This is a genomic window from Clostridium perfringens ATCC 13124, assembly GCF_000013285.1.
Classification (GTDB): domain Bacteria; phylum Bacillota; class Clostridia; order Clostridiales; family Clostridiaceae; genus Sarcina; species Sarcina perfringens.
This window is the reverse complement of sequence record NC_008261.1, coordinates 601,277-626,675: the sequence shown is the minus strand read 5'-3', so window position 1 is coordinate 626,675 and position 25,399 is coordinate 601,277. Positions and strand designations below refer to the sequence as shown.

The following is a 25,399-nucleotide window of genomic DNA, read 5'->3' as shown; positions in this document are numbered from 1 at the left end:
CTAACAATCTAAAACATTTATATATTCAATTTCCATATCTTCAGGGCCTGTAACTAAACTTCCCTTTTTCTTAGAATACTCAATATAGTCTATAGTCTCCTTAGTTATAAGCTCTCCTGGGGCAAGTATTGGAATTCCTGGTGGATAACACATTACAAATTCTCCAGAAATTAATCCTTCACTTTCTCTTAAAAGAACCTTCTTCTTATCAGCATAAAAAGCCTCTTTTGGCTTAACCTTAACTATAGGATCTATATATTCGTGGTCAAAAATATCTTTTTTATCTTTTTCATGAATTCTCTTAATCTCACTTAAAGCTGAAACTAATCTCTCAATGTTATATCTAGTATCTCCAACTGATATTATGGCAAGAATATTAGCCACATCTCCAAGCTCTATTTGAATTCCATAATCATCTCTTAATATGTCATAAACTTCTATTCCAGCAAGTCCAGTTTCTAAAGTGTTTATAGTAAGTTTAGTTACATCAAAATCATAAATATCATCACCATTATTTATTTCTTTTGAGAAAGCGTAATAACCACCTATCTTATTTATTTCTTCTCTTGCATATTCAGCTATTCCAACAACCTCTTCAAATATTTTTTCTCCATTTAAAGCTAAATTTCTTCTAGCAATATCTAAAGAAGATAAAAGTAAATAAGAACCACTAGTTGTTTGTGTTAAGTTTATTATTGTTCTCACATAATCTGGCTTAATTCTATTACACTTCATAAGTAACATAGAACTCTGAGTTAATGAGCCTCCTGTTTTATGTATGCTAACTGCTGCCATATCTGCCCCTGCCTCCATAGCTGATACTGGAAGTCTTTTATCAAAATAAAAATGAGTTCCATGAGCTTCATCAACTAAGACATACATATTATTTTCATGAGCTAACTTAACTATTTCTCTTAAATTAGAGCAAATTCCATAGTATGTTGGGTTATTAACAAAAATAGCCTTAGCATCTGGATTTTCCTTAATGGCTTTTTTTATATCTTCCATTGCCATTCCTAGAGAAATTCCAAGTCTACCATGAATTCCTGGATTTATATACACAGGAGTTACCCCTGTTATTATTAAAGAATTTATTGCAGATCTATGCACATTCCTAGGCATTATAATCTTATCTCCATCTTTGCAAACACTCATTATCATGGCTTGTACAGCTGATGTAGTTCCATTAACCATGAAAAATGCCTTATCAGCACCAAAGGCCTCAGCTGCTAATTCTTCTGCATCCTTTATTACAGAAGTTGGATGACAAAGATTATCTAAGGGTTTCATTGAATTTACATCTACTGAAACACAATCTTCACCTAAAAATTCTCTTAATTCTGTATTTCCTCTTCCTTGTTTATGACCTGGTACATCAAAAGGAACAATTCTTTGATTCTTGTACCATTTTAATGCTTCATAAATAGGAGCATTTTCTTGAGAAAGTCTTTTCACAGAAATCCCTCCTTTTCTTAATAAATATTTACACCACCGTATATTTCAATCATCTCTTTTGATATTCTATCTCTTATTTCTCTTCTATCATTTGGAGATAATTCATATGGATCAGAATTAAATAAATAGTTATTTAAAACTATATCCTTAAGCATCATCTTTGTATGGAATATGTTAGATTGATAAACATTAACATCCATAGCATCGTATTTTTTTAGGGTCTCTCCATCTATATAATCTTGAATAGATTTTATATCATGGTCTATGTAGCATTTTCTACCATCAACATCTCTAGTAAATCCTCTAACTCTATAATCAATAGTTATTACATCTGAATCAAAACTTCCGATTAAGTAATCTAGAGCATTTAATGGAGATATTTTTCCACAAGTAGATACATCTATATCAACTCTAAAAGAAATTATATCGTTATTTGGATGAAATTCTGGATAAGTGTGAACTGTAAGATGACTTTTATCTAAATGTCCAACTACACTATCTCTAAGCTCCAAATATGAAAGTTCTCCTTTATTACATGATGGGTCAATTAGTGCTACTGGTAATGCCTCCTCTGTTATAAGAACATTTACACTAGCTCCCTGAGGTTCATAATCTTGTTTTGAAATATTTAGGACATGAGCTCCTATCATTTCTGTAACATCACAAAGAATCTTTGTAAGACGTTCAGAATTATACTGCTCGTCTATATATTTTATATAGTCTTCCTTTTCTCTCTCTGTTTTCGCATAACAAATATCATAAATATTAAAACTTAGTGTCTTAGTAAGATTATTAAAACCATAAAGGCATATCTTTTCTTTCAACCCTAACATCAATCCTTTCTTTAAACAACTTATTTAACCGCATAAATATAAATTTTGAATTTATTATATATCACCATTTTATTTTTTTCTATAGCAAATTCTTTCTAACCCTTATCTCAAGCTAGCTTCAAAGGGCATCGTTAATATTTCGGTAACAAAAACTAAGTAAAATACTTAGTATTACTAAACCTAATATTTAATAAAACAAGCTAAAAAAGTATTTAAATATGCCCCTTGAAAGGAATTTTTAGTAAAAATCAAAAAATCCAAAAAAACCTATTTATTAAGTTTTTTTGGATTTTGTAAATATTTTGTTAACAACTATACATTATATTCTTCAACTATAGCTTTAAATTCTTCACTATTATCCTTAATCCACTCTTCAAAAGTTGAATTTTTAGCTTCTACAGCCTTTGCAACCTTAATTAAGAATTCTGGAACCTTGTCTTGAAGTATATCTCCATAGTAATCTCCTAAACGAGTTTCGCCTATTCCTAATTTTCCACCAAAATGTAATTCAAATACATTTGATAAAGCATCACAAACTTTTTTCTTTTTACCAGCGAATCCTATATCTCCTATTTCATGCATACCACAAGAATTTGGACATCCTGAGAAACGAACTCTTGGTAATGTTCCTTCCTTAATTGAATTTTCTTTTAATAATTCTACAAACTCTCTTAAAGTTTTTTGGCTTTCTAATACTCCCATTTGACATATTGGTGTACCTATACAAGAAACACTTCTTTCAGCTAAAGTCTCTCCTCCTTTACCTTGAGTAAAGTCTAAGATAGCCTCTGCTTCTTTTCCATTTAAATTTCTAACATATAGATTTTCATCCATACCTAATCTTACTTCTACTTCTTCTATTTTCTCTATTTTTTCTATTAATTCTTTTAATACATCTAAGCTTAATTGTCCTCCAACTGGGTGGAATAAAACAGTATATAATCCTTCTTGTTTTTGAGGTATTAATCTTTCATGTTTTATATTAGTTTTTTCACCTTTTTTACTATATTTTATATCTTCAACCTTAAGGTCTAATCCACCTTTAGCTTTCACTTCTTCTAAGTGTTTTCTAAAGCAATTTTTAAACTCTTCTTCGCCCATTCTCTCAACAATATATCTTATACGAGCTTTTCCGTGATTTTTATAATCTCCTTCAGCTACAAATAAATTAGTCATAGCTTCAAGACAATATAATACGTCCTTTTCATCTATTAACTCATCAAATTCAACAGATGTTCTTGGATTTCTTCCTAATCCTCCACCTATGTAAAGTTTAAAGGCTCTCTTACCGTTATTGTCCACAGCTAAAAATCCTAAGTCTGTAACTGTGCAATGAGCTGAATCCTCCTCTGTATTTGAAAATGCAGTTTTAATTTTTCTTGGTAAATTATAAGTATATATTTTACTCATATAATGTGCATTAGATGCTAGTGCATAAGGAGTTACATCAAAAGTTTCTCCTATTTGAACTCCTGATAAAGGATTTAAGGCTACGTTTCTTGGGAAGTTTCCACCACCGCCTCTAGTGTATATTCCTTTAGTTAACCCTTCTTGCATTATGTCGCATACAGCATCTATTGATATTCCATGTAATTGTATTGCTTCACGAGTTGTTAAATGTATTTTTTCTAAGTTATATTTCTTAGCCCAGTTATATGCTTCTTCTAATAAACTTAATCCAGCAACTCCTGATGGAACTCTTAATCTCACCATGAATTCTTTTCCTCCACGGTGCGCATAAACTCCCATGCCTCCTGATGCCTTTTTAAATTCACCAACAGTCATTTCTTTATTTAAAAACTTATGTCCTTTTTCTCTAAATTCTTCAATTTCTTTTGATAAAATATCATTTAATGTATTCATTTTATATCACCTCACTAAAATTTTATGCCTCTAAATTCCATTAGTAAACAATTGTTTCTTTATATATAATATAAGTAATTACTTATATTAAAACACCTTTTAAATCAAATTTTTTCTCAAAACTATTTTTTTTACTAAATTAAATTTTATGCTTTTTGTAAACAAAAATCTTTCTTTATTTACAATATTTTAAAATTTATTTTTTTATTATATAATATATTTATAAAATTTATAAGGAGTTGAATTTTATGGGAGAGGAAAAAATAAAGAAGGAGTTATTAGATCTCTATAGTAAATGGAGAGTTTCTGAAAAAAGCTTTTTTGAAAAATTAAAATTAAATCATGATTTTAAAAAGTTAGAAAAAGAGCAAATAAAACTTATAACAAAGAAATTTTCTGAATTCGCTAAAATTGATACACCATTGACAGAAAAAGAAATACTTGAATTAGAAGAATATTATAATAATACATTTATTTAAGGAGATGTTTTTCATGAGCGATAATAAGTTAAAAGAAGATTTAGTAAAAGTTTATAAAGAGTGGAAAGACCTTGAAAAGAAAGCTGGCAAAAAAATTAAACATCATCACGAGCTAAAAAAAGAAGAAAAAGAAGATGAGATCCAAAGATTTTCAGACTATGCAGGATTGTCAGTTCCTATAACTGAAGAAATGCTTTTATACTTAGATGAAGAATATTTTAGAGTTTAAAAAATACTTAACTTAAATTAACTAAAATAAATTTAAAATAAAAATTTTTAAGATACAAAAAAGACACATTATTTTATTAATGTGTCTTTTCTTATATAAAACTTAAATATCCTAATTTAATTATTCAAATCTTCTTAAAGAGATTTAATTTTAATATCATTTTATTCCATCATAGCTGTAATCTTTTTGCTTAATAGTAATAGTACTAAACCTAATACTATACTTACTCCAGCTATTGAACCAAATAGTTCTAAAGCTCCTAGTTTTTCAACAAATGATGCTATGAATCCTGATAAGTAGTTTGCTACTCCGTTACTAGCAAGCCATACACCCATTAATAATGAAGCGTATTTAGCTGGTGCTAATGAACTTACCATTGAAAGTCCTATTGGTGATAAACAAAGTTCTCCCATTGTGTTAAATAAGTAAGTTCCTACTAACCAGAACATACTAGCTTTAACTGCTGGATTTTCAACATTTCCACCTAATGACATAGTTGCGAAAACCATTAATAAGAATCCACATCCTAAAACTATCATACCCATAGCCATTTTAGTTGGGATTGATAAATCCCCTCTTTTACTGTTAGCAAGTGTAAACCATAATTTTGAGAATAATGGTGCTAATATTAGTATAAATAATGGGTTTATAGATTGGAAGAATGCTACTGGTACTGTCCATCCAAATAAACTTCTATTAGTTGCATTTTCAGCAAATAATGTTAAAGTTGTACCTGCTTGTTCAAATCCTGCCCAGAAGAATACAACGAATGATGCAAGTATTAATATAACTGCAACTCTCTTCTTCTCTTGCTTAGTTAAAGGTTTCTTTTCTTTTGCAACATCTTTTTTATTTTTTTCTCTTTTAATTTCACCAACATGTGCTAAGTATTTTGGAGATAAAGTTATAAAGATAATTTCTCCTAATATTATACCTATACCTGCTGCTAAGAATCCGTATCTAAATCCATAGTGAAGTATTACTTCTCCTGATTTTGTAGCAAAAAAGTTTTCTGCTAATAATCCACATATTATTGGTGCTATTAAAGATCCTAAGTTTATTCCCATGTAGAATATTGTGAAAGCTGAATCTTTTCTCTTGTCACCATCTTCATATAATTGACCAACTATTGTTGATATATTTGGTTTAAAGAAAGCATTTCCTACTATTATGAACCCTAATCCTAAGTATAAAGCCCATCTAGTTTGCCATCCAAATAAAGTTAAGTTACCTAAAATCATTACTGCTGCCCCAAGCATAATTGATTTTTTCTGTCCTAAAAACTTATCTGCTATTTCTCCACCAATTATTGGTGTAAAGTAAACTAAAAAAGTATAAGCTCCATATATTCTAGCTGCACTAGGTACATCATATCCTAATCCGCCAGTCACAAATGATGCTGTTAAGTAAAGCATTAATAAAGCTCTCATTCCATAGTAACTAAATCTTTCCCACATTTCTGTGAAGAATAAAAGGTATAGTCCTGCTGGATGCTTTAATCGTCCATTGCCTTTTTCTACCTCAAAATCAGTAGATTTAATTGCCTCTGCCATTTTATATTGATCCCCCTCTTTTAATTATGACCTCATTCAAATTATCAATTTATATGAATTTATCATTAAACTTATTATTTCGTTAACACATTTTTAATTATAAATACATTTTTACTTGTAATCAAACTTACTCTTAACAAATTATTGCAAGTTTCTTAATAATTTGATTATATTTCCTCTTAAATACTCCATTTTTCTATGTGTATCATAACAACACAATTGTTTTTTATAGAAAAACATATGCTTAAAACTTCTATATCTAATAGAAACATTTTAACAAACTACCAAGTTTAATTGTCGAATTTTATCACTTTATTAATTTTCCTTATTATACCTCCTTAAAAAAATCAAAATAAAAAAGCAGCCTATTTATAATAAACTGCTTTAAAATGAATATCTTAAATTATCTTCTTTCAATTCCCTTTTCATTTATCTTCCTATTAGCTACTCTCTTTAAGATTTTAAAGACTACACCAAAGATAGGAATTCCTATTAACATTCCTATTATTCCAAATAAACTTCCTCCAACTATCATAGCAAACATAACCCACAGGGCAGATAGTCCTATAGAACTTCCAACAACCCTTGGATATATTAGATTTCCTTCTAATTGCTGAAGAACTATTATAAATATAATAAACCAAAGAGCCTTAATAGGATCTATTATTAGTATTATAAATGCTGAGGGTATTGTACCTAAAAAGGCTCCAAAAACAGGTATTAATGCTGTTACCCCAATTACTACGCTTATTAATAAGGCATATGGCATTTTTAAAATTATCATACCTATAAAGCATAAGACTCCTATAACTAGTGCCTCTGTGCACTGCCCTAATATGAATTTAGAAAACATTTCATTACACATATTACCTAGTTCTATAATTCTATCTGCCTTATTTTTACTAACAAAAGCATATATTATAAGTTTTAGTTGACTTATTAAGATTTCTTTACTTGCTAGCATATATATAGCTAAAATTAAGGATAAAAAGAAATTTATTACTCCATAAGTTATTCCTAGGGTAAAGTCTAATAAATAACCTAAGGAGGTTCCTACTATTTGACTTGTTACCTTTAATATTTCTTTCCACATATTTAGTAACTCATTAATTATATTTTGCATCATAACTTGTGACTGTGAATTATTTATTGCATTCACCTCTAAAAACTTTTCAAATTGAGATAAGTATTCTGGAATACTATTCATTAAAGTTGAAATACTACTTAATAATTGAGGAATTACAAATAATATAAATAATGTTATAGCTAATATAAAGAAAAGAAATGTTAAAGTTATTGAAAAACTTCTTTTCATTCCTTTAAAGAACTTACCATTTCCTAAGTTTTTTTCTATTAATTTCACTGGAATATTAAGAATAAAAGCTATGGCTATTCCCCATATAAAAGGCTTTAGTATTCCTAAAAACTTATAAAGAAAGTTCATAATATCCTTTATATTTATAAAAAAGAATATTAAAAGTATTATATATGTTGATAAAAAAATATAATCTTTAATTTTATTATTTTTAAACTCCAATGTTTTTCCTCTCCTAAATAAATTTATAAATATGTTATAGTAATTTTTTACTATTTTATCCTTATATTATTAACTTAATTAAAAAATATTAATCTTTTCTACATTAAACTTTGAAAAATATTATTAAAAAAGTATATTTTCATATGTATAATGATTATATGATTTAAATAAGAAATATATAGTTTACTTATAAACCAATTTAAGGTATAATTTATATAAAGTTTACAATTGAACTATTCAAGGAGGAAGGTTAATGGATTTAAAAGCTCTTAATCCTAATGGAAATGCTTTTTTAGTTTCTTTTACTAAAGCCAAAAAAACATATAAAAAATTTATTTCACCAACATTAAATGATTTGGGATTAACGCATAATGAATTTGAAATATTAGTTTTCTTACAGGAAAATTTAGAATATAATACTGCAAAGGATATAGTTGAATTTTCTGGTCTTTCTAAGGGATTAATTTCAAGATCTATAGAAAGCTTATTAAAAAAAGAAATGCTATCAATAAAAAAAGATGACAAAGACAAAAGAATATTTAGATTATACATATCTCCCTCTGCCAATGAAACACTTAATGTTTTAAACAAAGTAAGTAATAGATTTTTTAAGTTACTATTAGAAGATTTAAAAGATGAAGAACTTATGTTTTTTGATGAAGTTTTAAATAAAATGATTAAAAATCTAAATAACTTAAAAATCTAATTAGGCTATAAATAATTTTAAAAATGGGTCTGTATCAAAATATAAAAAATAAAACTTACAAACAATACTGTTTGTAAGTTTTATAAAAAGTTATTTTAATATACGCCCATTTTGTTATTTAACTTCATTTATATGCTTAAACATAGCCTTTATATTTTTTACATTACCATACACTGTTACCTTATCACAAACTTCAAAAGTATAATCAGGAGTTGGGAAATTAACAAACTTGTCTCCTTTATCTATATTTAAAACTTCTATTTCATTTGCTTTAAGATCACTATCTCTTATGCTCTTTCCAATAAGTGTTGCCTTGTTTGAAAGATATATTTCATAAACTCCAAAGCCTTTAGTGTTAGTTATTAAAGTTAAATGCTTTGAATTAATCTTGTCCCAAATTTTAGATTGAACAATAAATTTCTCAATTTTATTTTCAAACTTTTCTAATAAAGAACTTTTATGAAAGAACAAAACAAATATAATAAAAAGAACAATTACAGCTATGGAACCTACATCTATAACACTACTAGTTATTATATTTACTGCAAAAGATATAATAGTTGCTGTACTGGCATAACTAAATCCCATAAGCCAAATAGCAAGCTTTCTTCTAGTAGGATGTTGAACTATTATCTCACTTTCTTTTGTTGTGAAACCTGTTCCTGTCAAAAGAGATGTAACTTGAAATCTGGCTTTTTCTATTGGCACCCCTGTAAGTCTAAATAATATAGCAAAGAAATCTACTATTATTAAAAATATCATTAAAAATAAAATAAATGTAAGTACTAAAACCACAAGTACCTCTCCTTCCCATTAACTATTTAAAATTATTATCTGATAATACTACAATATAGTAATTTTTCTTGTTGTTCATCATCCAATTTAATATGTTGTTCTTTAATATTACTTAAACTTTTATCCTTCTTTTCACATTCAGCTACTTTAAACACAATACCTAAAAGCAACAAAATTACAAGCAAAACTTCTCCAGCAATTAAAATCATCCTAAAAAATTTCATAATGCCTCCTAATATAGAGATTTATAAATTTCCTCCATATCTTTTATTTCCATAGATACATAATTATTTTTAAGTAATCTTTGTTGATTTTTCATTACACTATGAGAAAATTTTTCAATTTCATCAATTGTCATACCATATTCTTTTAAATTTTTTCTTCTAATAAGATTATTTAATAAGTTTTCTAACTCTAAATAACAATCCTCTTCCTTTGCATTTATAATACTGCTTATTAATTTTGTTAATTCGCTAATTTTTCCATCACCATTGTTTTTCTTGTAGAAATTTAATACTGCCATTAAAAATTGATAATTTGCCTCTCCATGAGGAACATGATATTTTCCTCCTAAAGGATAAGATAAGGCATGAACTGCACCAACTCCTGCATTTCCAAAGGCTATTCCTGCATAATTGCTTGCAATTAAAAATTTATCCATTATAGTATTTCTATACTCTTCACCTTTTTCTATTATCTCTTTATATCCACTTAAAATCATTTCAATTGCTTTAAAAGCAAATAAATCTGTGTAAGGAGTAGAGTTTGGAGATAAAAATCCTTCTATACTATGTATTAATGCATCAATAGAACTATAAACAAAAGCTTTATAAGGCATTGTTTTACAAAGTTCAGGAATTAAAACTCCTTTATCTGCATAAAGTTCATCTACTGCTAAACCTAACTTAGTATTTTCACTCTTTATTTCCACAATAGATATGTTTGTTACCTCACTACCAGTACCACAAGTTGTAGGAACTATAATAAGCTCCTTATCTCTTATTATAGGAAGTTCTCTTTTAAATAGTTTCTTTGTACTATCTACATCTTTTAAAGCTAAAAGTTTACCTACATCTAGAATTGATCCTCCACCAATAGCTATAACTCTATTAAAATCTATATTTTTTATATCTTTAAAAATTTCATCTATAATTTCATCATTAGGTTCATTGAAATTATATTTGTCCTTTAAGACATAATTACATTTTAAATCTAAAGATTTAAAACTTCCTTCATATATTCTTCTGTTTGTAAAAACTAGGTCTTTTTCATTTAAATTTAATTCTTTTGCAAATTCAGAAGAAGTATCAAAACCTAGTATTTCCGTATTTAAACTTAAAAGTTTCATCTTAATCACCTACTAAATCACTAAAATATTTTAACTAATCGTACCTATAAAAATTACATGAATTAAAACATTCATTTATTCTTTAATTTTTATTCACAACAAATTAATAATTTTATTATACTAAATTTTATATTTTTTCTACAACCAAAAGTATTTCCAATAAATATTTCATAAATTTCTTTATTAAAAACACACTAAAAAAATCTATAAATGTTAGAAAAACAAATAACATTTATAGATTTTAATTATCTAATTCATATAAAACTTATTTTATAAAAATTAATTTAAAAGTTTATTTCACCATTTAAAATTAATCTACTTGTCTTAATAATCTCTTCATAACATCATTAACCTTAGCTATTCCAAGATCTTCATGAGCCATTACCATTATTAATTTTACATCATTGTAAGACATATCCCATTTATATGATCTTATATCTAATATAGCATCTTCTGGCATGTATTCAAATATCATTCCAGCAACCTCTTCTGCTAAATCTAAATAATCTTCAAATAACTCTTCATCATTTAAATCTTTAAGATCAGAATTCTCTTTCATAAGACCTCTTAAAATATCCATATCTATGCTTAGTTTAAAAGCAATTATATCTTCTCTTTTTGAGCTCTTACATAAATCACTTACAACTTTAGCATCAGTATTAAGTTCTATTTCTTTTTTTATTTCTTCACTATCTAACACTCTGTTTCCAAATGCAACGTACATGTAAATTACCTCCTTAGTTGTTTATAACTCTAAACCATATTTAACACAAATATATTTAATTAAAATTATTATTCTAAAATCTACCTATATATTTATATCACTTGTTAATGTATTATTACAAGTAATATTTTTTTCTCTTGTTTAAAAAATAGTGATTTTAAGTTTCAACCTAAGATAAAGTTATATATGTATCCTTACCTTAATTATGATACTAAGAAAATAACTTTTCAATAATTCCTGTATGTTCTAATAATATATTTATACCTATAAGAATTAATATAACTCCACCTACTATTTCAGCATAGTTTTTAAATATATCTCCTAATTTTTCACCTATTATTACCCCTAAAAAACATAAAACAAAAGTTATAATACCAATTATTATTATAGTTTGAACTATAGAAATACCTAAGAATGCAAAACTAACCCCAACTGCTAAGGCATCAATACTAGTTGCAATAGCTAATACTGTAAGATTTTTAGCACTTAGCTCCTCTTTGCGTTTCATATTAGCAAATTCTCTCTCTTTATTTTTGCTAACTTCCATTGATACTGCAACCTCAGCTTTTTCTTCATCATCTTCTTTTAAAGCTTCAAAAATCATTTTTCCCCCTATGAAACCTAATAATATAAATGCTATCCAATGATCAAAGGCTTTTATATAATCAGCGAAATATCTCCCAGCTCCCCATCCTATTAAAGGCATAAGTGCTTGAAATCCTCCAAAGAATAAAGCAACTTTTAATGCATCTTTAGCTTTTACTCTAGTAAGGGTTATTCCCTTAGCAACTGATACGGCAAAAGCATCCATAGCAAGGCCAAAACCAGTTAAAACAATAGATAAAATACTCATAATATATCCTCCTACTTATAAAAACTTTATAAAAAAAGACCTATATGCAGCAAAAAACTGCATATAAGTCTCGCTATTTAAGATTAAGCCAGACCAAAGCTCTTTGGTCAATTTGTTGACTTAATCACTCATTCAACTTGAGCTAACTACTCCCTCATATGGAAACAAAGTTTGTTAAACACTTTAAAACTTTATCATAAATATTTGCATAAATCAATGGTATATTACTATTAAAATTTATTAACATAAATATGTTCTTTATATTTTACTCCAATTTAAGTAAATTTATTTCACTAATTTTATATTTATTTTTATATAACATCTTAAAATATCCATAACAAAATTTTATGAAAATTATAATTTCAATTAGTGTAATATTGATTTTTTATATGAAAAGTTAAATTGACTAACTCTTAAAAATTCATTTCTTATTAAGAAAATTAAGGATAGAGATTAATTTACTATTTAATAAATTTATCTCTATCCTTACATAACATGCTTTGACTTTTAGGTTTATGAACTTAATTATTTGCCACAAGATTTTTTATGGCATTTAACTTTATTAGCCATTTTTTCTTCTTCTTTTCTTACTTCGGCCATTTTTTCTTTTTCTATTTTCATTGTATGTTCTGCATCACAATGACTTATTCTATGGTGTTTTGACATATAAAATCCTCCTTATTTTTTATTGCATAGGTAAATTTTTATATTAAAGATATTGGATTAAATTTATCCTTACCTTTACCACCATGTTACTCTGAAGCTAGGTCTTTGTAAAAATTAATAAAGTCTCATTTATTATGATTTAAAGTTGAAATTTCTTATTTTACCTAATACTCAATATATTTTCTATGTATTAAGCCATATCCTGCACTATTTTTAAAAACCCTCTAAAATAAAAATAATTCTAATAAACTATTATTTATTTTATTAGAATTATTATCTTTAAAGCATAAAAAAATTAAGAAATTTATAGTCTAAAACTATAAACCCCTTAATTCTCTACATTTCTACCATAATTTTATTTTAGGTTTTATTTTAGATAGCTCTTTACTTCATACTTAAAGTTCTATCTAAAATCAATACTGATATATGCTATTCTTATTTTTAAATATTAAAAATGAAATAAATTAAATAGCACTCTTATTTACAGTGATTATAGTTTCTTCTCCAACTTGTGAAAGCTTATATTGGTATCCATCTTTTTCCCATGAATAAACTTTAGAATCACCATTTTCCTTATCCTTGCTAATTTTCGGCTCACCTAATACCTTCTTTATGTTTTCTAATATATTTTCTGGCTCTATTCCTTTAAAGTGAACACTTACTGCACTTATATTTTTTGAATCATCAAGTTCTAGTATTAAGTTTGCATTATAATTAAACATTCTTGTAGAATAGCTTGAGGAAACAATAACTTTTTTTCCTGCAACCTCTTCTATATTTTCATTTCCAGTTCCCTTATTTTCTGAAACCTCATTGTAAGTCTTTCCTACATAAGTTCTTAAATCATTAAAATCACTTTGATTTTCAACACTTTCTTGAACTTTTGAATCATTACTACTTGTATTGGCCTTATTATTTGATCCAACACACCCAACCAGCGATGTAACTAATAAAGAGGTCGTTAAAATACTAGCAACAATCTTTCTTTTATTCATTTTTTTCTCCCCCACCTATTTTTCATGTGTTTTTTTAAATGCAAATGTGTATGATTTGCATCTTCATCTAATTATAGTATAGTTTCCCCAAGGAAAAATTACAAAACTTATTTTTAAGCTCTTTTAATTAAGAAAATATACTATAAACAAAAATATTTTATTTATTAAACTTAAAGGGAGCTCCTACATATAACCAACTGTTCTCATAAAAAAGTGTAAACCATAAGAAATTAAGAAAGAAAATATACCATAGGGCATTTCCTCCTGTAAATCCCTTAAGTCCAATTAGTGAAAGTAATCCTAAAAATCCTAAATATCTATGCTTGTTATATTCCACACTATCCCCTCCTAATAAGTATTTCTAATATAATTATACTATACAAATCAGGAAATATTTTCTATGAAACTATTTATTTATTAGCCTAGAGTATATTTATATTCAGGTCTCCCAACATTCCCGCTAGTTAGTGTTACATTTACCTTTTTAACATCCTCTAAGTAATCCATATATTTTTTTATTGTTACATTGCTTATTTTTAACTCATAGGCTATTTCTCTTAGTGTCCAAACCTTCCCTTGGTTTTCTTTTAAAAACTCCATTATCCTATCTAAAGTTTTTTGATTTAATCCCTTAGGTAATTCAATCTTTTCCTCTAAAGATTTTGAAATAACATCTATATCCTGCTGACTTAAAGCCTCTCTCTTATTTAAAAGATTATTTTTTTGTTTATACTTATTTATAGCCTCCTCAAACCTCTCAAATTCAAAGGGCTTAACTAAGTAATCAGTTACCCCATAAGCAAAGGCTCTTTTCACCTCTTCAACACTATTGGCAGCAGTTATCATTATTACATCAGTTAAATACTTCTTGTATCTTAAACTTTTTAATATATCAATACCATTTTTCTTAGGAAGATATACATCTAAAAGAATTAAATCAATATTTTCTTTATCTAATACCTTTATTATTTCCTCTTCAGTTTGTACTGGTCCTAATATATCTTTAAAGCCCATATTTTCTAAAAATCTTTTATTAATAAGAGCCACCATTGGATCATCTTCTACTATAAGTATTTTCTTTCCCATTATTTTTCTCCTTTTAAAATAGTTATAATAAATATTTTCTCTTCATTGAATTCCTCAATATCAATACAACCATCATAAAGCTCAACTCTATTCTTAACTAATGATAATCCTGTTCCTCTTCCTTCTCCCTTTGAGGAAACTCCTAATTCAAATATTCTTTCCTTTATATTATTATCTATAGGTTTCCCATTATCCCTAACTTGCAATTCTATCTTTTCATCATCTTCATATAAAGTAACCTCAACTTCCTTGTTATAACTACTTGAACATACACAAGAATCAAAAGCATTTTCTATTAAGTTACCTAAAATAGTAACAATATCATAGGAATCAACATAATTATGATTTCCAAATAAAAATGATTCCTCTGTTAGAATAAAGTTTACTCCTCTTTCTTTAGCAACTAACTCTCTACTTAAAAGTAATCCTCTCACGTAATAATCCTCTACGTTTGAAAATTTTAAAGAGTTATTTTCATGAACCTTTTGAGTTTTTAATATGTATTTTCTAGCTTCTTCATATTCACCTAGTTGAATTAATCCTAAAATTACATGTAGATTATTTCTAAATTCATGGACATTAGCTCTTAGATTCTTAACAACCTCATCAACTCCAGTTATCTCTTTTGCAATTTTTCTAATATCATTTCTATCCATTAAAGTTATTACAGAACCTAAATATTCACCCTTTTTCATAATAGGTTGTATAGTTACAAATACCTTCTTCCCCTGAAGTATAATTTCTTTCATTTCTACAGGTTTATTTTCTTCTATATAAGGTAATAATTTTTTCAATACCTTATACTTTGAAAACCCATCTATAAGCTTATAGCAATTATCATTTATCTCTGTTATTTCATTATTTTTATTTAAGGCAATAATACCTTCGCTTACTGTATTTAATATTATCTTTTTTTCTTTATATAAGGCAGCAATTTCTTCTGGTTCCATTCCCAAAATTGCCTTTTTAACCTTTCTAGCAAAAAGTTTAGATATTAATATAGTAATTAAAAAAACTAAAATAAAAAGTCCCATATATTTTATTAAAGTCTTATGGGTTAAAAGTTGAATCTCATTATAATATTTACCTACCATAATAAAACCAACTTGTTTTCCATTGTACATTACAGGTTGAAACCACCTTAAAGTTTCTCCCATAGAGCCCTTCATCAAAGAATAATAACTACTTCCTTGTGTTAAAACCTCTTTCTTATCCTCATTAACAAATACCTGTCCTATTTGCTTCTCATCTAAATGAGAATACTTAACCCCTCTCATATCAGCAACAACAATAATATCAACATCATTTATGGCTTCAATAAAATGTTTGGTATATTCTTGTATTCTTGAGTTTATTTCTCCATTACTAAGATCCTCCTGAATAAAAGGAATCTCACTTATACTAAAAGCAGTCTCTTTTAAGGTATTTCTTACATCTTCATCCATATATGAAAGCTTATCTTCTATAAATAAAGTAAAAGATAATGCTAGTGGAATGAAAGTTATAAGTATAGCCCATAATAATATTTTATTTTCAAATTTTACTTTCATATTTTTCACCACCGTGAAGGAATTATATCATATTGTAAAGATTACTCCAATTCTATTTTTAACTTTTCACTAATCTTTTTTCTAAACCCATATTTTCAACTTTTTTAATTTTTAAATATATTTTAGATTTAAATTAAACTTAGGAAATCTCATAAAAAAAGAGTATATCATAATTTATAGCTCTAGAAAATATAGATTATATTTTCTTAAGAACATAATTATTGATATACTTCTTTTGTTAGTAAACTTATTTAATTTTAACCTTAATTAAAGTAATTTAAAGATACTCTATTTATTATGCTATTGCATTTTTACAAGTATTTCCCTCTAAATACTCCTTTAAGTTTTCATATGATATTCCTATCATATTTCTTAAAGCCTCATCTGTATATGAACCCATATGAGGAGTTACTAAAGCTCTTGGGTATAAGCTTATTAATTTTTCATATGATTCATTTTCTAACTTTTGTCCCTCTAAGTTTTTGAAGAATACTGCTGACTCACCTTCTAAAACGTCAGCTCCAAATCCACCTAATCTTCCTTCTTCAAGAGCTTTTACTATAGCTTCTATATCTTGTAATTCTCCTCTTGCAGTGTTGATTATAATAGCATCATTTTTCATTTTTGATATGAATTCTTCATTTATCATGTGATAATTTTGCCCTTTTATATATGGCATATGTACTGATATTACATCAGAAACTTTTAAAACTTCATCTAAAGGCATAAATTCAACTATTTCCTTAGCAGCATCACTTTGGAATACATCATATGCTACAACCTTAGCTCCTAGCCCTTTAAATAATTTAGCAGTTGTTAATCCGATTCTACCTGCTCCTAATATTCCAACTGTACAGTTTCTTATTTCTTTACTAAACATAAATCCATCTACTACAAAGTTTTTATTGCTTGTTCTATTAGTAGTGTATGCTGTATGTCTTAAAAGCATCATAGCTAAACTCACAGCTAATTCTCCTATAGCATTTGGTGAGTAACCTGGTACTCTAGCAACTTGTAATCCTAAATCCTTAGCAGCATCTAAATCAACATGGTCAAATCCAACAGTTCTAGTTAAAACATATTTAAGACCCTTACTCTTTAATAGTTCTAAGTTTTGTCTATCAGCCATACAGTTTCCTCTTACCATTATAGCCTCAGCCCCTATAGCTTCCTCTACATTTTCATGGTTTAAGTTTTTTTCAACTAAAGTTAAATCATATCCGAACTCTTCATTTAACTTATGGAAGTATGGTACCTCTGTTTCTCTAACTCCATAACATACTAATTTTATCATACGAAAAACCTCCTCTTTTCCCCATCTTTTTATTTTATTTAAATCTCTATTTATCCTTTTAATTTAAATTTCTAATTAAATTTTTCATATTAAATATAAGTGAAATAATATTTGAATGAGTGCTTAGAATTTCATTTTTTATGGAATAGATTCAGCGTTAAAAAGCGAAAACTGTTTGAAGCGAAGCAAGTTTTTGAGCTTTAGCTGAATCTATGGAATAAAGAATAGAAATTCTCCACGAAATTCAATAATTATTGAACTATATTTAATATGAAAAATATGTTTTTAGTTTTAAAAAGTTTGTTAGTTTTTAAATGCTTATATTATTAAGCGAATAATCCTATGTTTTTGATTATTTGTAATATTACTATCCAGAATGGCATTGCTACTACGGCAACCACTGTTGATAGTAATGAACAGTTTGATGTTAATAAAGCTTCCTTATCAAAACTTATTGCGTAAGCTGCTGCCACTGTAGCAGTTGGAGTAGCTAACATTATAACTGTAGTAGCCATTCCTTCAAATGAAACTGGTAATATACCTGTTTTATTTAATACTACTAATAATCCTAAGTTTATAACTGGAACTAATATTATTTTTATTAAACTGTAAACCCAAGGTTCTTTTTGTCCTACAGCTTGCTTAAATGGTACTTCTGCTAAAGTAATACCTATAGCTAACCATGCAAGTGGTGAACATAATTTATCTAAGTATGTAAGTGGTTTATATAACCAAGGTAATGTTTGATCTATTCTTAAGAATGCATAACTCTTATCACCTATTTGAACTTGTGGTAACATACCTTGGAATAACCATATAAATAATCCTAAGAATGTAGCTATAATTACTGGATTTAGTAACATTTCTTTTAAGTTTTTCTTTAAGTTTTCTTTGTCCATTTTTACACCTGACATTTTGATGTATCCATATGAATATAAGAAAACTCTATATGCTATGTTAAATATTGATGAGTACATAGCTCCAACTGAACCATAAACTGCTTTAACTATTGGAACTCCAAAGAAAGTTGTTGATCCAAATATAGTAAGTACTCTAAATACGTCTTGCTTGTCCCCTTTAACTCTTGCAAATATAAACTTTGTTAATACAATTAATAATATGTAAATTACAAATCCCCATATTAGAATATTAATACCTTCATGTAATTCTTTTTGATTAATATCTTTCATGAATGAAGTAAATGCTAATGCTGGAATTGCAACTGTTAATACAACCTTAGTTAATATTTTAGATGCAGCCCCTGTTAATATATTTCTTTTTCTAATATAAAATCCTAAGAATATAATTGCTATTGATGAAAATATTGCACCTATGATTGCATTATCAGTAAGTGTTTTTTGAATGATTTCTAACATTACTAACCTTCCTCCTATTTTGTGTTTTTTTTAACATTTAAAGTTGTGTTGATTTTTGTCGAAATTTCTTCTCACAAGAATTATTGTACAAGCCTTGCCCTTTTCAAACAATTTATTTAAGTTTTTAAATAATTATTTAAGTTATTTAAGTTAAATATTTAACAAAATCAAAATTTATTAAAAGCTAAAAAAAGTCCTCAAAACAGCTTTATAAGCCATCTTAAGAACTTTTAACTATAAAATTATTATTCTTTTTATTTAGAAAGAAGTATGTATCTTACTTCATCATTAAAAAAATCCTTTGTTAATTGTTTAATTATCAACTTAGAATCTAAGGATATGTATTCTTTTAAAGCATCCTCTATAAGAGCTATCTCATTTAAATTTATTCCTTCTTTGCTCATTAATATTAATTTAAATAAATTATCTCTCTGTATTTTAGAAAACTCCCCTAAAATCCTCATAATTACATCTCCTGAAAAATCCTCTCCCTTAACCTTTCCAAGAGTTAATTTAGAGTTAGCTATTTTTTTTCTATATTCAGTCCATTTATCTCCTAAATCATCCTTTAATAATAGGAAATCTATTAAAATATGAATAAACTCATTTAAATTAACATCATAATTATTTAATACTAAAGAGCACTCCCTAAATCTTGAATCTATATTAGTAACTTTATTAAATATAATCTCTTCATTAAATATTATTAATATCTTGTCCCAATTTATATACTTTAAAATTTCACCTAATTTATTCATGAATGAAGTTATAAACAATTGATCCTTATTAGCATCTTTATTAAATAAATCAAAAAAAATTATTTTAATTTCTTCATTTTCACTATTTTTATTTAAATCAAGTAAATCCTTAAACCTATTTGTATCATTTAAATAAGTTTCATTAAATTCTTTACTTCCTAATGAATAAAAGTTAATTACAGAACCTCTTTTACTTAGATAAATCCTATTAAACTTCTCTTCACTAAATCCATTTTTATATTTTTTTCTATTACAAATTTCTTTATAATCTAAAACCTTTTTATTTAAAGAATATTCCTCACAATTTAAAACCCTAAAAAGCCCCTCTTCTCTATGACTTAAGATTTTATCACCAACATATAAAAACCTAAACTTCATAAAAAAACCTCACAAATTTCACTTTTAATACCTTATTTTCATTAAAATTATTTAATAAAAACCTAGGCAATAAAAGCTATTAATAATTATTTTATCTCAGCTAAATATAATTATATCATATTAGATTCTTTGCATTATGTAATAACTAAAATTATATCTATCAAACTAAATCTTTAAAAAGTTATCTTAAAATAAATTTCTTTAAATTAAATAAGTTACTTTAAATTAATATCTTACTTTAATTACTTTTAATTTATTAACTTACTTTCAATTAAATAAGCTACTTTAAAATAAAAAAAATATAGCTGATACAAATTTAAAATTCTTAAAATTCATATCAGCTACATTATTCATATATTTTATTTATACTATTTTTAAGAAAAAATACTTTTTAACACTATTTAACCAAAATAATTTATTACATACTTCTATAAAACTCTAATTTAAAATAACTTATTCTAAAATCTCATAATCTTAAATTTTAAGTTTATATTTCTTATGAAGCACTACTTTGTTCAAATTGGCTATTGTAAAGGCTTGAATAGAATCCACCTTTTTCTAGAAGCTCTTCATGATTTCCTTGTTCAACTATATCTCCATCCTTCATAACAAGGATTAAGTCTGCATCGCGTATAGTAGAAAGTCTGTGAGCTATAATAAAGCTTGTTCTTCCTTCCATAAGTTTTTCCATAGCTTTTTGTATTAAAAGCTCTGTACGAGTATCAACTGAACTTGTAGCCTCATCAAGTATTAATAGCTTAGGGTCTTTTAAGAAAGCTCTAGCAATTGTTAAAAGCTGCTTTTGTCCTTGTGATATATTACTTGCTTCTTCGTTTAAGACCATATTATATCCATCTGGTAAAGTTTTTACGAAATGATCAACATGGGCAGCCTTAGCAGCTTCTTTAACTTCAGCATCTGTTGCATCTAGTCTTCCATAACGTAAATTCTCCATTATAGTTCCATTAAATAGCCATGTATCTTGAAGAACCATACCAAATAAGTTACGTAAATCAGCACGCTTAAAGTCTCTTATATCATGACCATCAATCTTAATACTTCCACTGTTTATATCGTAGAATCTCATTAATAATTTAACTATTGTAGTTTTACCTGCTCCTGTAGGTCCAACAATAGCCACCTTTTGCCCTGGTTTAACATCTACTGAGAAATCATTTATTATTATCTTATCTTCATTATATCCAAAATGAACATCTTCAAATTCAACTTCTCCTCTTATTTCTGAAGGATCTACTGAATTAACTGGATCTTTAACCTCATCCTCTTCATCTAAGAATTCAAATACTCTCTCAGCAGCAGCCGCTGTTGATTGCATTATATTTGCAACCTGAGCCATTTGAGATATTGGTTGGTTAAATGAACGTACATATTGGATAAATGCTTGTATATCCCCAACTGTTATAACACTTTTAATTGTTAACCATCCACCAAGTATTGAAACTAAAACATATCCTAAGTTTCCTACAAAAGACATGATTGGCATCATCATACCTGATAAGAATTGAGATTTCCAAGCTGATTTATATAAAGTGTTATTTAATTCATCAAAGTCTTTAGTTGAAGCTTCTTCTCTATTGAAAGCTTTCATTATATTGTGTCCACCATAAACCTCTTCTACTTGACCATTAAGATGACCTAAGTATTCTTGTTGAGATTTAAAGTATTTTTGAGATTTCTTAACAACTAAAGATATAAGAACCATTGAAACTGGAAGTATTATAAATGTTGCTAAAGTCATAATCCAACTTATTGAGAACATCATTATTAATACTCCAATTAAAGTAACCACTGAAGTTATTATCTGTGATAAACTTTGATTTAAAGTTTGGTTCACTGTATCAACGTCATTTGTAATTCTTGATAAAACTTCTCCATTTGTTCTTGTATCAAAATAATTAAGAGGTAAAGTATCCATTTTTTCTGATATTTGCTTTCTTAAATTATAAGAAACCTTTTGAGCAACTCCTGACATTATAAAAGATTGTATAATCCCAAATAATGAACTTACTAAGTATAGAGCTACTAAAATCATTGCTATATTTCCAATGTATCCAAAATCTATAGAAGCATTTGGTACCCCTGTTATCTTTTGAACTAAACCTTCAAATATTTTAGTAGTGGCTTTACCTAAAATCTTAGGTCCTACAATTGAGAAGGCAGCACTTCCTATAGCAAATAATATTACAATAGCTATAGATAAACTATAAGGTTTTAAATAAACCCCAAGCTTTTTCATTGTTCCTTTAAAATCTTTTGCTTTTTCAACGGCTCTTGGGCCTCCGCCCATTCTACCCATTTGGCCGCCCATTCCGCCTTTTCTTTCTTTACTCATTACTTAGCTCCTCCTTTGAAAGTTGAGATAAAGCTATTTGCTTATAAACCTCACAATTTTCTAGAAGTTCTTTATGAGTTCCCTTACCAACAATCTTACCTTCATCAAGTACGATTATTTGATTAGCTCCCATAATTGTGCTTATTCTTTGTGCAACTATAAGCATTGTGCTATGTGATGTTTTCTCATTAAGAGCTTTTCTAACAGCTGCATCTGTTTTAAAGTCAAGAGCTGAGAAACTATCATCAAAAATATATACATCAGGATTTTTTACTAAAGCTCTAGCAATTGAAAGTCTTTGTTTTTGTCCACCAGATACGTTAGTACCACCTTGTGAAATTTCCTCTGCATATTTTAAAGCTTTAGTATTTATAAATTCAGAAGCTTGAGCAATATTTGCAGCCTCTTCTAATTCTTCTAAAAGTGCATCCTCATTACCATATTTTAAGTTACTTTCTATAGTACCTGAGAATAATATTCCCTTTTGAGGAACATAACCTATTTTTTCTCTTAAATCATGTTGAGAAACTTTTCTTATATCTGTTCCATCAACTAAGATTTCACCTTCTGTAACATCATAGAAACGTGGTACTAAATTAACTAAAGTAGATTTACCACTACCAGTTCCTCCAATGAAGGCAGTTGTTTCCCCAGGCTTTGCAGTAAATGAAATATCTTTTAAAACATATTCCTCTGCACCAGGATATTTAAATGAAACATTTTTAAATTCAATATATCCTTTTTTATTTTTATTAAACTCATCATTCTTTTCAGGGTCTTTTATGCTTTCTTTAGTTTCTAAAACCTCAGCTATACGTTGACCTGAAACTGATGCTCTTGGAAGCATTACTGATACCATAGATATCATTAAGAATGCCATTATGATTTGCATTGTATATTGAATAAATGCCATCATGTCCCCAACTTGCATAACTCCATCATTTACATTATGAGCACCAACCCATACTATAAGAATAGTTATAAGATTCATTATAAGCATCATAAGTGGCATCATTCCACCCATTATTCTACTAACAAAAAGATTTGTTCTAGTAAGATCTTTATTTACTCCATCAAACTTATTCTCTTGATATTTTTCTGTATTAAAGGCACGGATTACTAACATTCCTGTAAGTGATTCACGAGCTACTAAGTTAAGTTTATCAACAAGCTTTTGAACTAACTTGAATTTTGGAATAGCAAGTCCAAATAAAACTATTACTAAAGAAAGTATAGCAGCTAAGGCTACAGCTATTATCCATGACATTCCAGTATCTGTTTTTACAACTCTAAAAATACCTCCTAGGCCTAAGATAGGTGCATAGAAAACTATTCTAAGAAGTAGAACCATAAGAGTTTGTATTTGTTGAATATCATTTGTACTACGAGTTATAAGGGAAGCTGTTGAAAATTTATCAAATTCTGCATTTGAAAATCTAACAACTTTTCCAAAAACTTTACTACGAAGATTTCTTCCAAATCCTGCTGCCACTCTTGCGGCTATTAATGTTACTGATACTGCTGCAATCATACTTCCAAAAGCTAAAAGAATCATTATTCCTCCAGTTTTTAGTATGTATTGACTTTGTATCTTCTCTATATTCATGCCTAAATCAGTATATTGAGCTTTAATAAAAGTAGCCGCTGTTTGAGTAACCATACTCTCTGGCATACTTTCAAATTTCTCATTAATTTGCTTAAGCATATCATTCTTTTGTGCCTCTGGCATATTCTTAATCATAAAGAATGGATCTGTATTAGCAGGCATTCCTTGTATTTGTCCTTCTTTAGGAGCACTTTCTTCCATATTAGCCTTGGAATTATCAGAAGCTCCTGTAAGAGATGAATTTCCCATTACTCCTTGTAGGCCTTTTTCTTCAATTCCACCTACAACTATCATTGCTTTACCCATAATAGGATTTAATTCATTAATTATCTCTTTATCTTTAGTATTTAATTTACAAATATTCTCCTTCTCTAAAGCTGGATAATCTTTTACATATTCATCATACTCACTTTGAGAAAGGTTACCTTTATCTAACAATGTATAATTGCTTTCTACTTTTTCTTTTTCATCTTTGCTCATAAAAAGTGTCAGTTTATCAAATTCTGATTTACTAATTACTTTTGGAACAGCATTTTCTATACCACCTTGCTGAATTCCTACATTGACTATGTTTGACATGTAATCTGGTAAAGATAAATCAAACATTGCCTGAGCAAAAAGAAGTACTATAACAGCTAAAATTGATGCCGTAAATGGTTTTAAGTATTTAATTAGCTTTGACATGTATTTCCCTCTTTTCTTTTTTTAATTTATAATGTTTTAAATTTATATTGTCTTTGATATTAAGTTAATTCTAAAAATATGTTTAAAAATAAATACTCACTAAAACAAAGTTTTCAAATCTATTTCTTTATAAATAGTTATATTTTAATATTAATTATATTTTCATAACTATTCTATGTCAATAACTATTTTTGGTGTATAATAGTTATATATGGTTATAATATAAAGTGTTTTGCTACAATACTAAAAACTTTTAAAATTTATTCATTTATTATATT

General features: G+C 27.3%; 23 protein-coding genes. 3 read left to right on the top strand and 20 right to left on the bottom strand.

Going from position 1 to position 25,399, the window contains the following annotated elements; translation table 11 throughout:
- The 3 genes from CPF_RS02640 to CPF_RS02630 form a co-directional block, all read right to left on the bottom strand.
- The gene (locus tag CPF_RS02640; protein WP_003461164.1) at nt 1-1,455 is read right to left on the bottom strand and encodes an aminotransferase class I/II-fold pyridoxal phosphate-dependent enzyme; all 1,455 of its coding nucleotides are present in this window, start codon (nt 1,453-1,455) and stop codon (nt 1-3) included.
- Between the two features lie 17 nt (nt 1,456-1,472).
- Complete coding sequence (speD, locus tag CPF_RS02635; protein WP_011009885.1) at nt 1,473-2,288, bottom strand: adenosylmethionine decarboxylase; 816 nt, start codon at nt 2,286-2,288, stop codon at nt 1,473-1,475.
- A gap of 312 nt (nt 2,289-2,600) precedes the next feature.
- Nucleotides 2,601-4,151: a nitrite/sulfite reductase gene (locus tag CPF_RS02630; RefSeq protein WP_011590240.1), complete on the bottom strand. Its 1,551-nt coding sequence runs from the start codon at nt 4,149-4,151 to the stop codon at nt 2,601-2,603.
- Between the two features lie 248 nt (nt 4,152-4,399).
- On the opposite strand from CPF_RS02630, the gene CPF_RS02625 reads away from it, so the two are divergent.
- Both CPF_RS02625 and CPF_RS02620 read left to right on the top strand, forming a co-directional pair.
- Complete coding sequence (locus tag CPF_RS02625; RefSeq protein ID WP_003450005.1) at nt 4,400-4,630, top strand: hypothetical protein; 231 nt, start codon at nt 4,400-4,402, stop codon at nt 4,628-4,630.
- A gap of 13 nt (nt 4,631-4,643) precedes the next feature.
- Entirely contained in the window at nt 4,644-4,859 is a 216-nt protein-coding gene (locus tag CPF_RS02620) for a hypothetical protein (protein ID WP_003449914.1), read from the top strand.
- 161 nt (nt 4,860-5,020) lie between these two features.
- Here the strand turns inward: CPF_RS02620 and CPF_RS02615 are convergent, their stop codons facing one another.
- On the bottom strand, nt 5,021-6,412 hold the full coding sequence (locus CPF_RS02615; RefSeq protein WP_003450292.1) for a peptide MFS transporter: 1,392 nt from the start codon (nt 6,410-6,412) through the stop codon (nt 5,021-5,023).
- Between the two features lie 403 nt (nt 6,413-6,815).
- Nucleotides 6,816-7,949, bottom strand: a complete 1,134-nt coding sequence (locus CPF_RS02610; protein WP_003478759.1) for an AI-2E family transporter — start codon at nt 7,947-7,949, stop codon at nt 6,816-6,818.
- A gap of 253 nt (nt 7,950-8,202) precedes the next feature.
- Here CPF_RS02610 and CPF_RS02605 point away from each other — a divergent pair, with 253 nt between their 5' ends.
- Nucleotides 8,203-8,655 (top strand): MarR family winged helix-turn-helix transcriptional regulator, encoded by a 453-nt coding sequence (locus CPF_RS02605; protein WP_003455298.1) that lies wholly within the window; start codon nt 8,203-8,205, stop codon nt 8,653-8,655.
- A gap of 114 nt (nt 8,656-8,769) precedes the next feature.
- Here the strand turns inward: CPF_RS02605 and CPF_RS02600 are convergent, their stop codons facing one another.
- The 15 genes from CPF_RS02600 to CPF_RS02535 all read right to left on the bottom strand — a co-directional run bounded on the left by CPF_RS02600 (nt 8,770) and on the right by CPF_RS02535 (nt 25,121).
- Nucleotides 8,770-9,450 carry a TrkA C-terminal domain-containing protein gene (locus CPF_RS02600; protein WP_003449949.1) on the bottom strand — a complete coding sequence of 227 codons (681 nt, stop codon included), beginning with the start codon at nt 9,448-9,450 and terminating at the stop codon, nt 8,770-8,772.
- A gap of 35 nt (nt 9,451-9,485) precedes the next feature.
- Complete coding sequence (locus CPF_RS02595; protein WP_003449870.1) at nt 9,486-9,674, bottom strand: hypothetical protein; 189 nt, start codon at nt 9,672-9,674, stop codon at nt 9,486-9,488.
- 8 nt (nt 9,675-9,682) lie between these two features.
- Nucleotides 9,683-10,798 carry a 4-hydroxybutyrate dehydrogenase gene (locus CPF_RS02590; RefSeq protein ID WP_003474476.1) on the bottom strand — a complete coding sequence of 372 codons (1,116 nt, stop codon included), beginning with the start codon at nt 10,796-10,798 and terminating at the stop codon, nt 9,683-9,685.
- 310 nt (nt 10,799-11,108) lie between these two features.
- Nucleotides 11,109-11,522, bottom strand: coding sequence for a hypothetical protein (locus CPF_RS02585; protein ID WP_003471360.1), 414 nt, complete (start codon nt 11,520-11,522; stop codon nt 11,109-11,111).
- 211 nt (nt 11,523-11,733) lie between these two features.
- A complete protein-coding gene (locus tag CPF_RS02580; protein WP_011590238.1) occupies nt 11,734-12,375 on the bottom strand; it encodes a manganese efflux pump MntP in 642 nt (213 codons plus the stop codon).
- Between the two features lie 525 nt (nt 12,376-12,900).
- Complete coding sequence (locus CPF_RS14940; RefSeq protein ID WP_011590237.1) at nt 12,901-13,041, bottom strand: hypothetical protein; 141 nt, start codon at nt 13,039-13,041, stop codon at nt 12,901-12,903.
- 464 nt (nt 13,042-13,505) lie between these two features.
- Nucleotides 13,506-14,036 carry a hypothetical protein gene (locus tag CPF_RS02575; protein WP_003461219.1) on the bottom strand — a complete coding sequence of 177 codons (531 nt, stop codon included), beginning with the start codon at nt 14,034-14,036 and terminating at the stop codon, nt 13,506-13,508.
- A gap of 157 nt (nt 14,037-14,193) precedes the next feature.
- Nucleotides 14,194-14,373, bottom strand: a complete 180-nt coding sequence (locus CPF_RS02570; RefSeq protein WP_003450214.1) for a hypothetical protein — start codon at nt 14,371-14,373, stop codon at nt 14,194-14,196.
- A gap of 80 nt (nt 14,374-14,453) precedes the next feature.
- A complete protein-coding gene (locus tag CPF_RS02565; protein ID WP_003471331.1) occupies nt 14,454-15,122 on the bottom strand; it encodes a response regulator in 669 nt (222 codons plus the stop codon).
- Nucleotides 15,122-16,672 carry an ATP-binding protein gene (locus CPF_RS02560; protein WP_011590236.1) on the bottom strand — a complete coding sequence of 517 codons (1,551 nt, stop codon included), beginning with the start codon at nt 16,670-16,672 and terminating at the stop codon, nt 15,122-15,124. The genes CPF_RS02565 and CPF_RS02560 overlap by 1 nt, the downstream gene beginning before the upstream one ends.
- A gap of 295 nt (nt 16,673-16,967) precedes the next feature.
- On the bottom strand, nt 16,968-17,966 hold the full coding sequence (locus CPF_RS02555) for a 2-hydroxyacid dehydrogenase (protein ID WP_011009879.1): 999 nt from the start codon (nt 17,964-17,966) through the stop codon (nt 16,968-16,970).
- A gap of 326 nt (nt 17,967-18,292) precedes the next feature.
- Complete coding sequence (locus tag CPF_RS02550) at nt 18,293-19,342, bottom strand: AEC family transporter (RefSeq protein ID WP_003449992.1); 1,050 nt, start codon at nt 19,340-19,342, stop codon at nt 18,293-18,295.
- Nucleotides 19,343-19,596: 254 nt separating this feature from the next.
- A complete protein-coding gene (locus CPF_RS02545; RefSeq protein ID WP_003478774.1) occupies nt 19,597-20,478 on the bottom strand; it encodes a hypothetical protein in 882 nt (293 codons plus the stop codon).
- A gap of 496 nt (nt 20,479-20,974) precedes the next feature.
- Nucleotides 20,975-22,831: an ABC transporter ATP-binding protein gene (locus CPF_RS02540; RefSeq protein WP_011590235.1), complete on the bottom strand. Its 1,857-nt coding sequence runs from the start codon at nt 22,829-22,831 to the stop codon at nt 20,975-20,977.
- Nucleotides 22,824-25,121: an ABC transporter ATP-binding protein gene (locus CPF_RS02535; RefSeq protein WP_011590234.1), complete on the bottom strand. Its 2,298-nt coding sequence runs from the start codon at nt 25,119-25,121 to the stop codon at nt 22,824-22,826. Before CPF_RS02535 ends, CPF_RS02540 begins: the two co-directional genes overlap by 8 nt.
- Between the last annotated feature and the right edge of the window lie 278 nt (nt 25,122-25,399).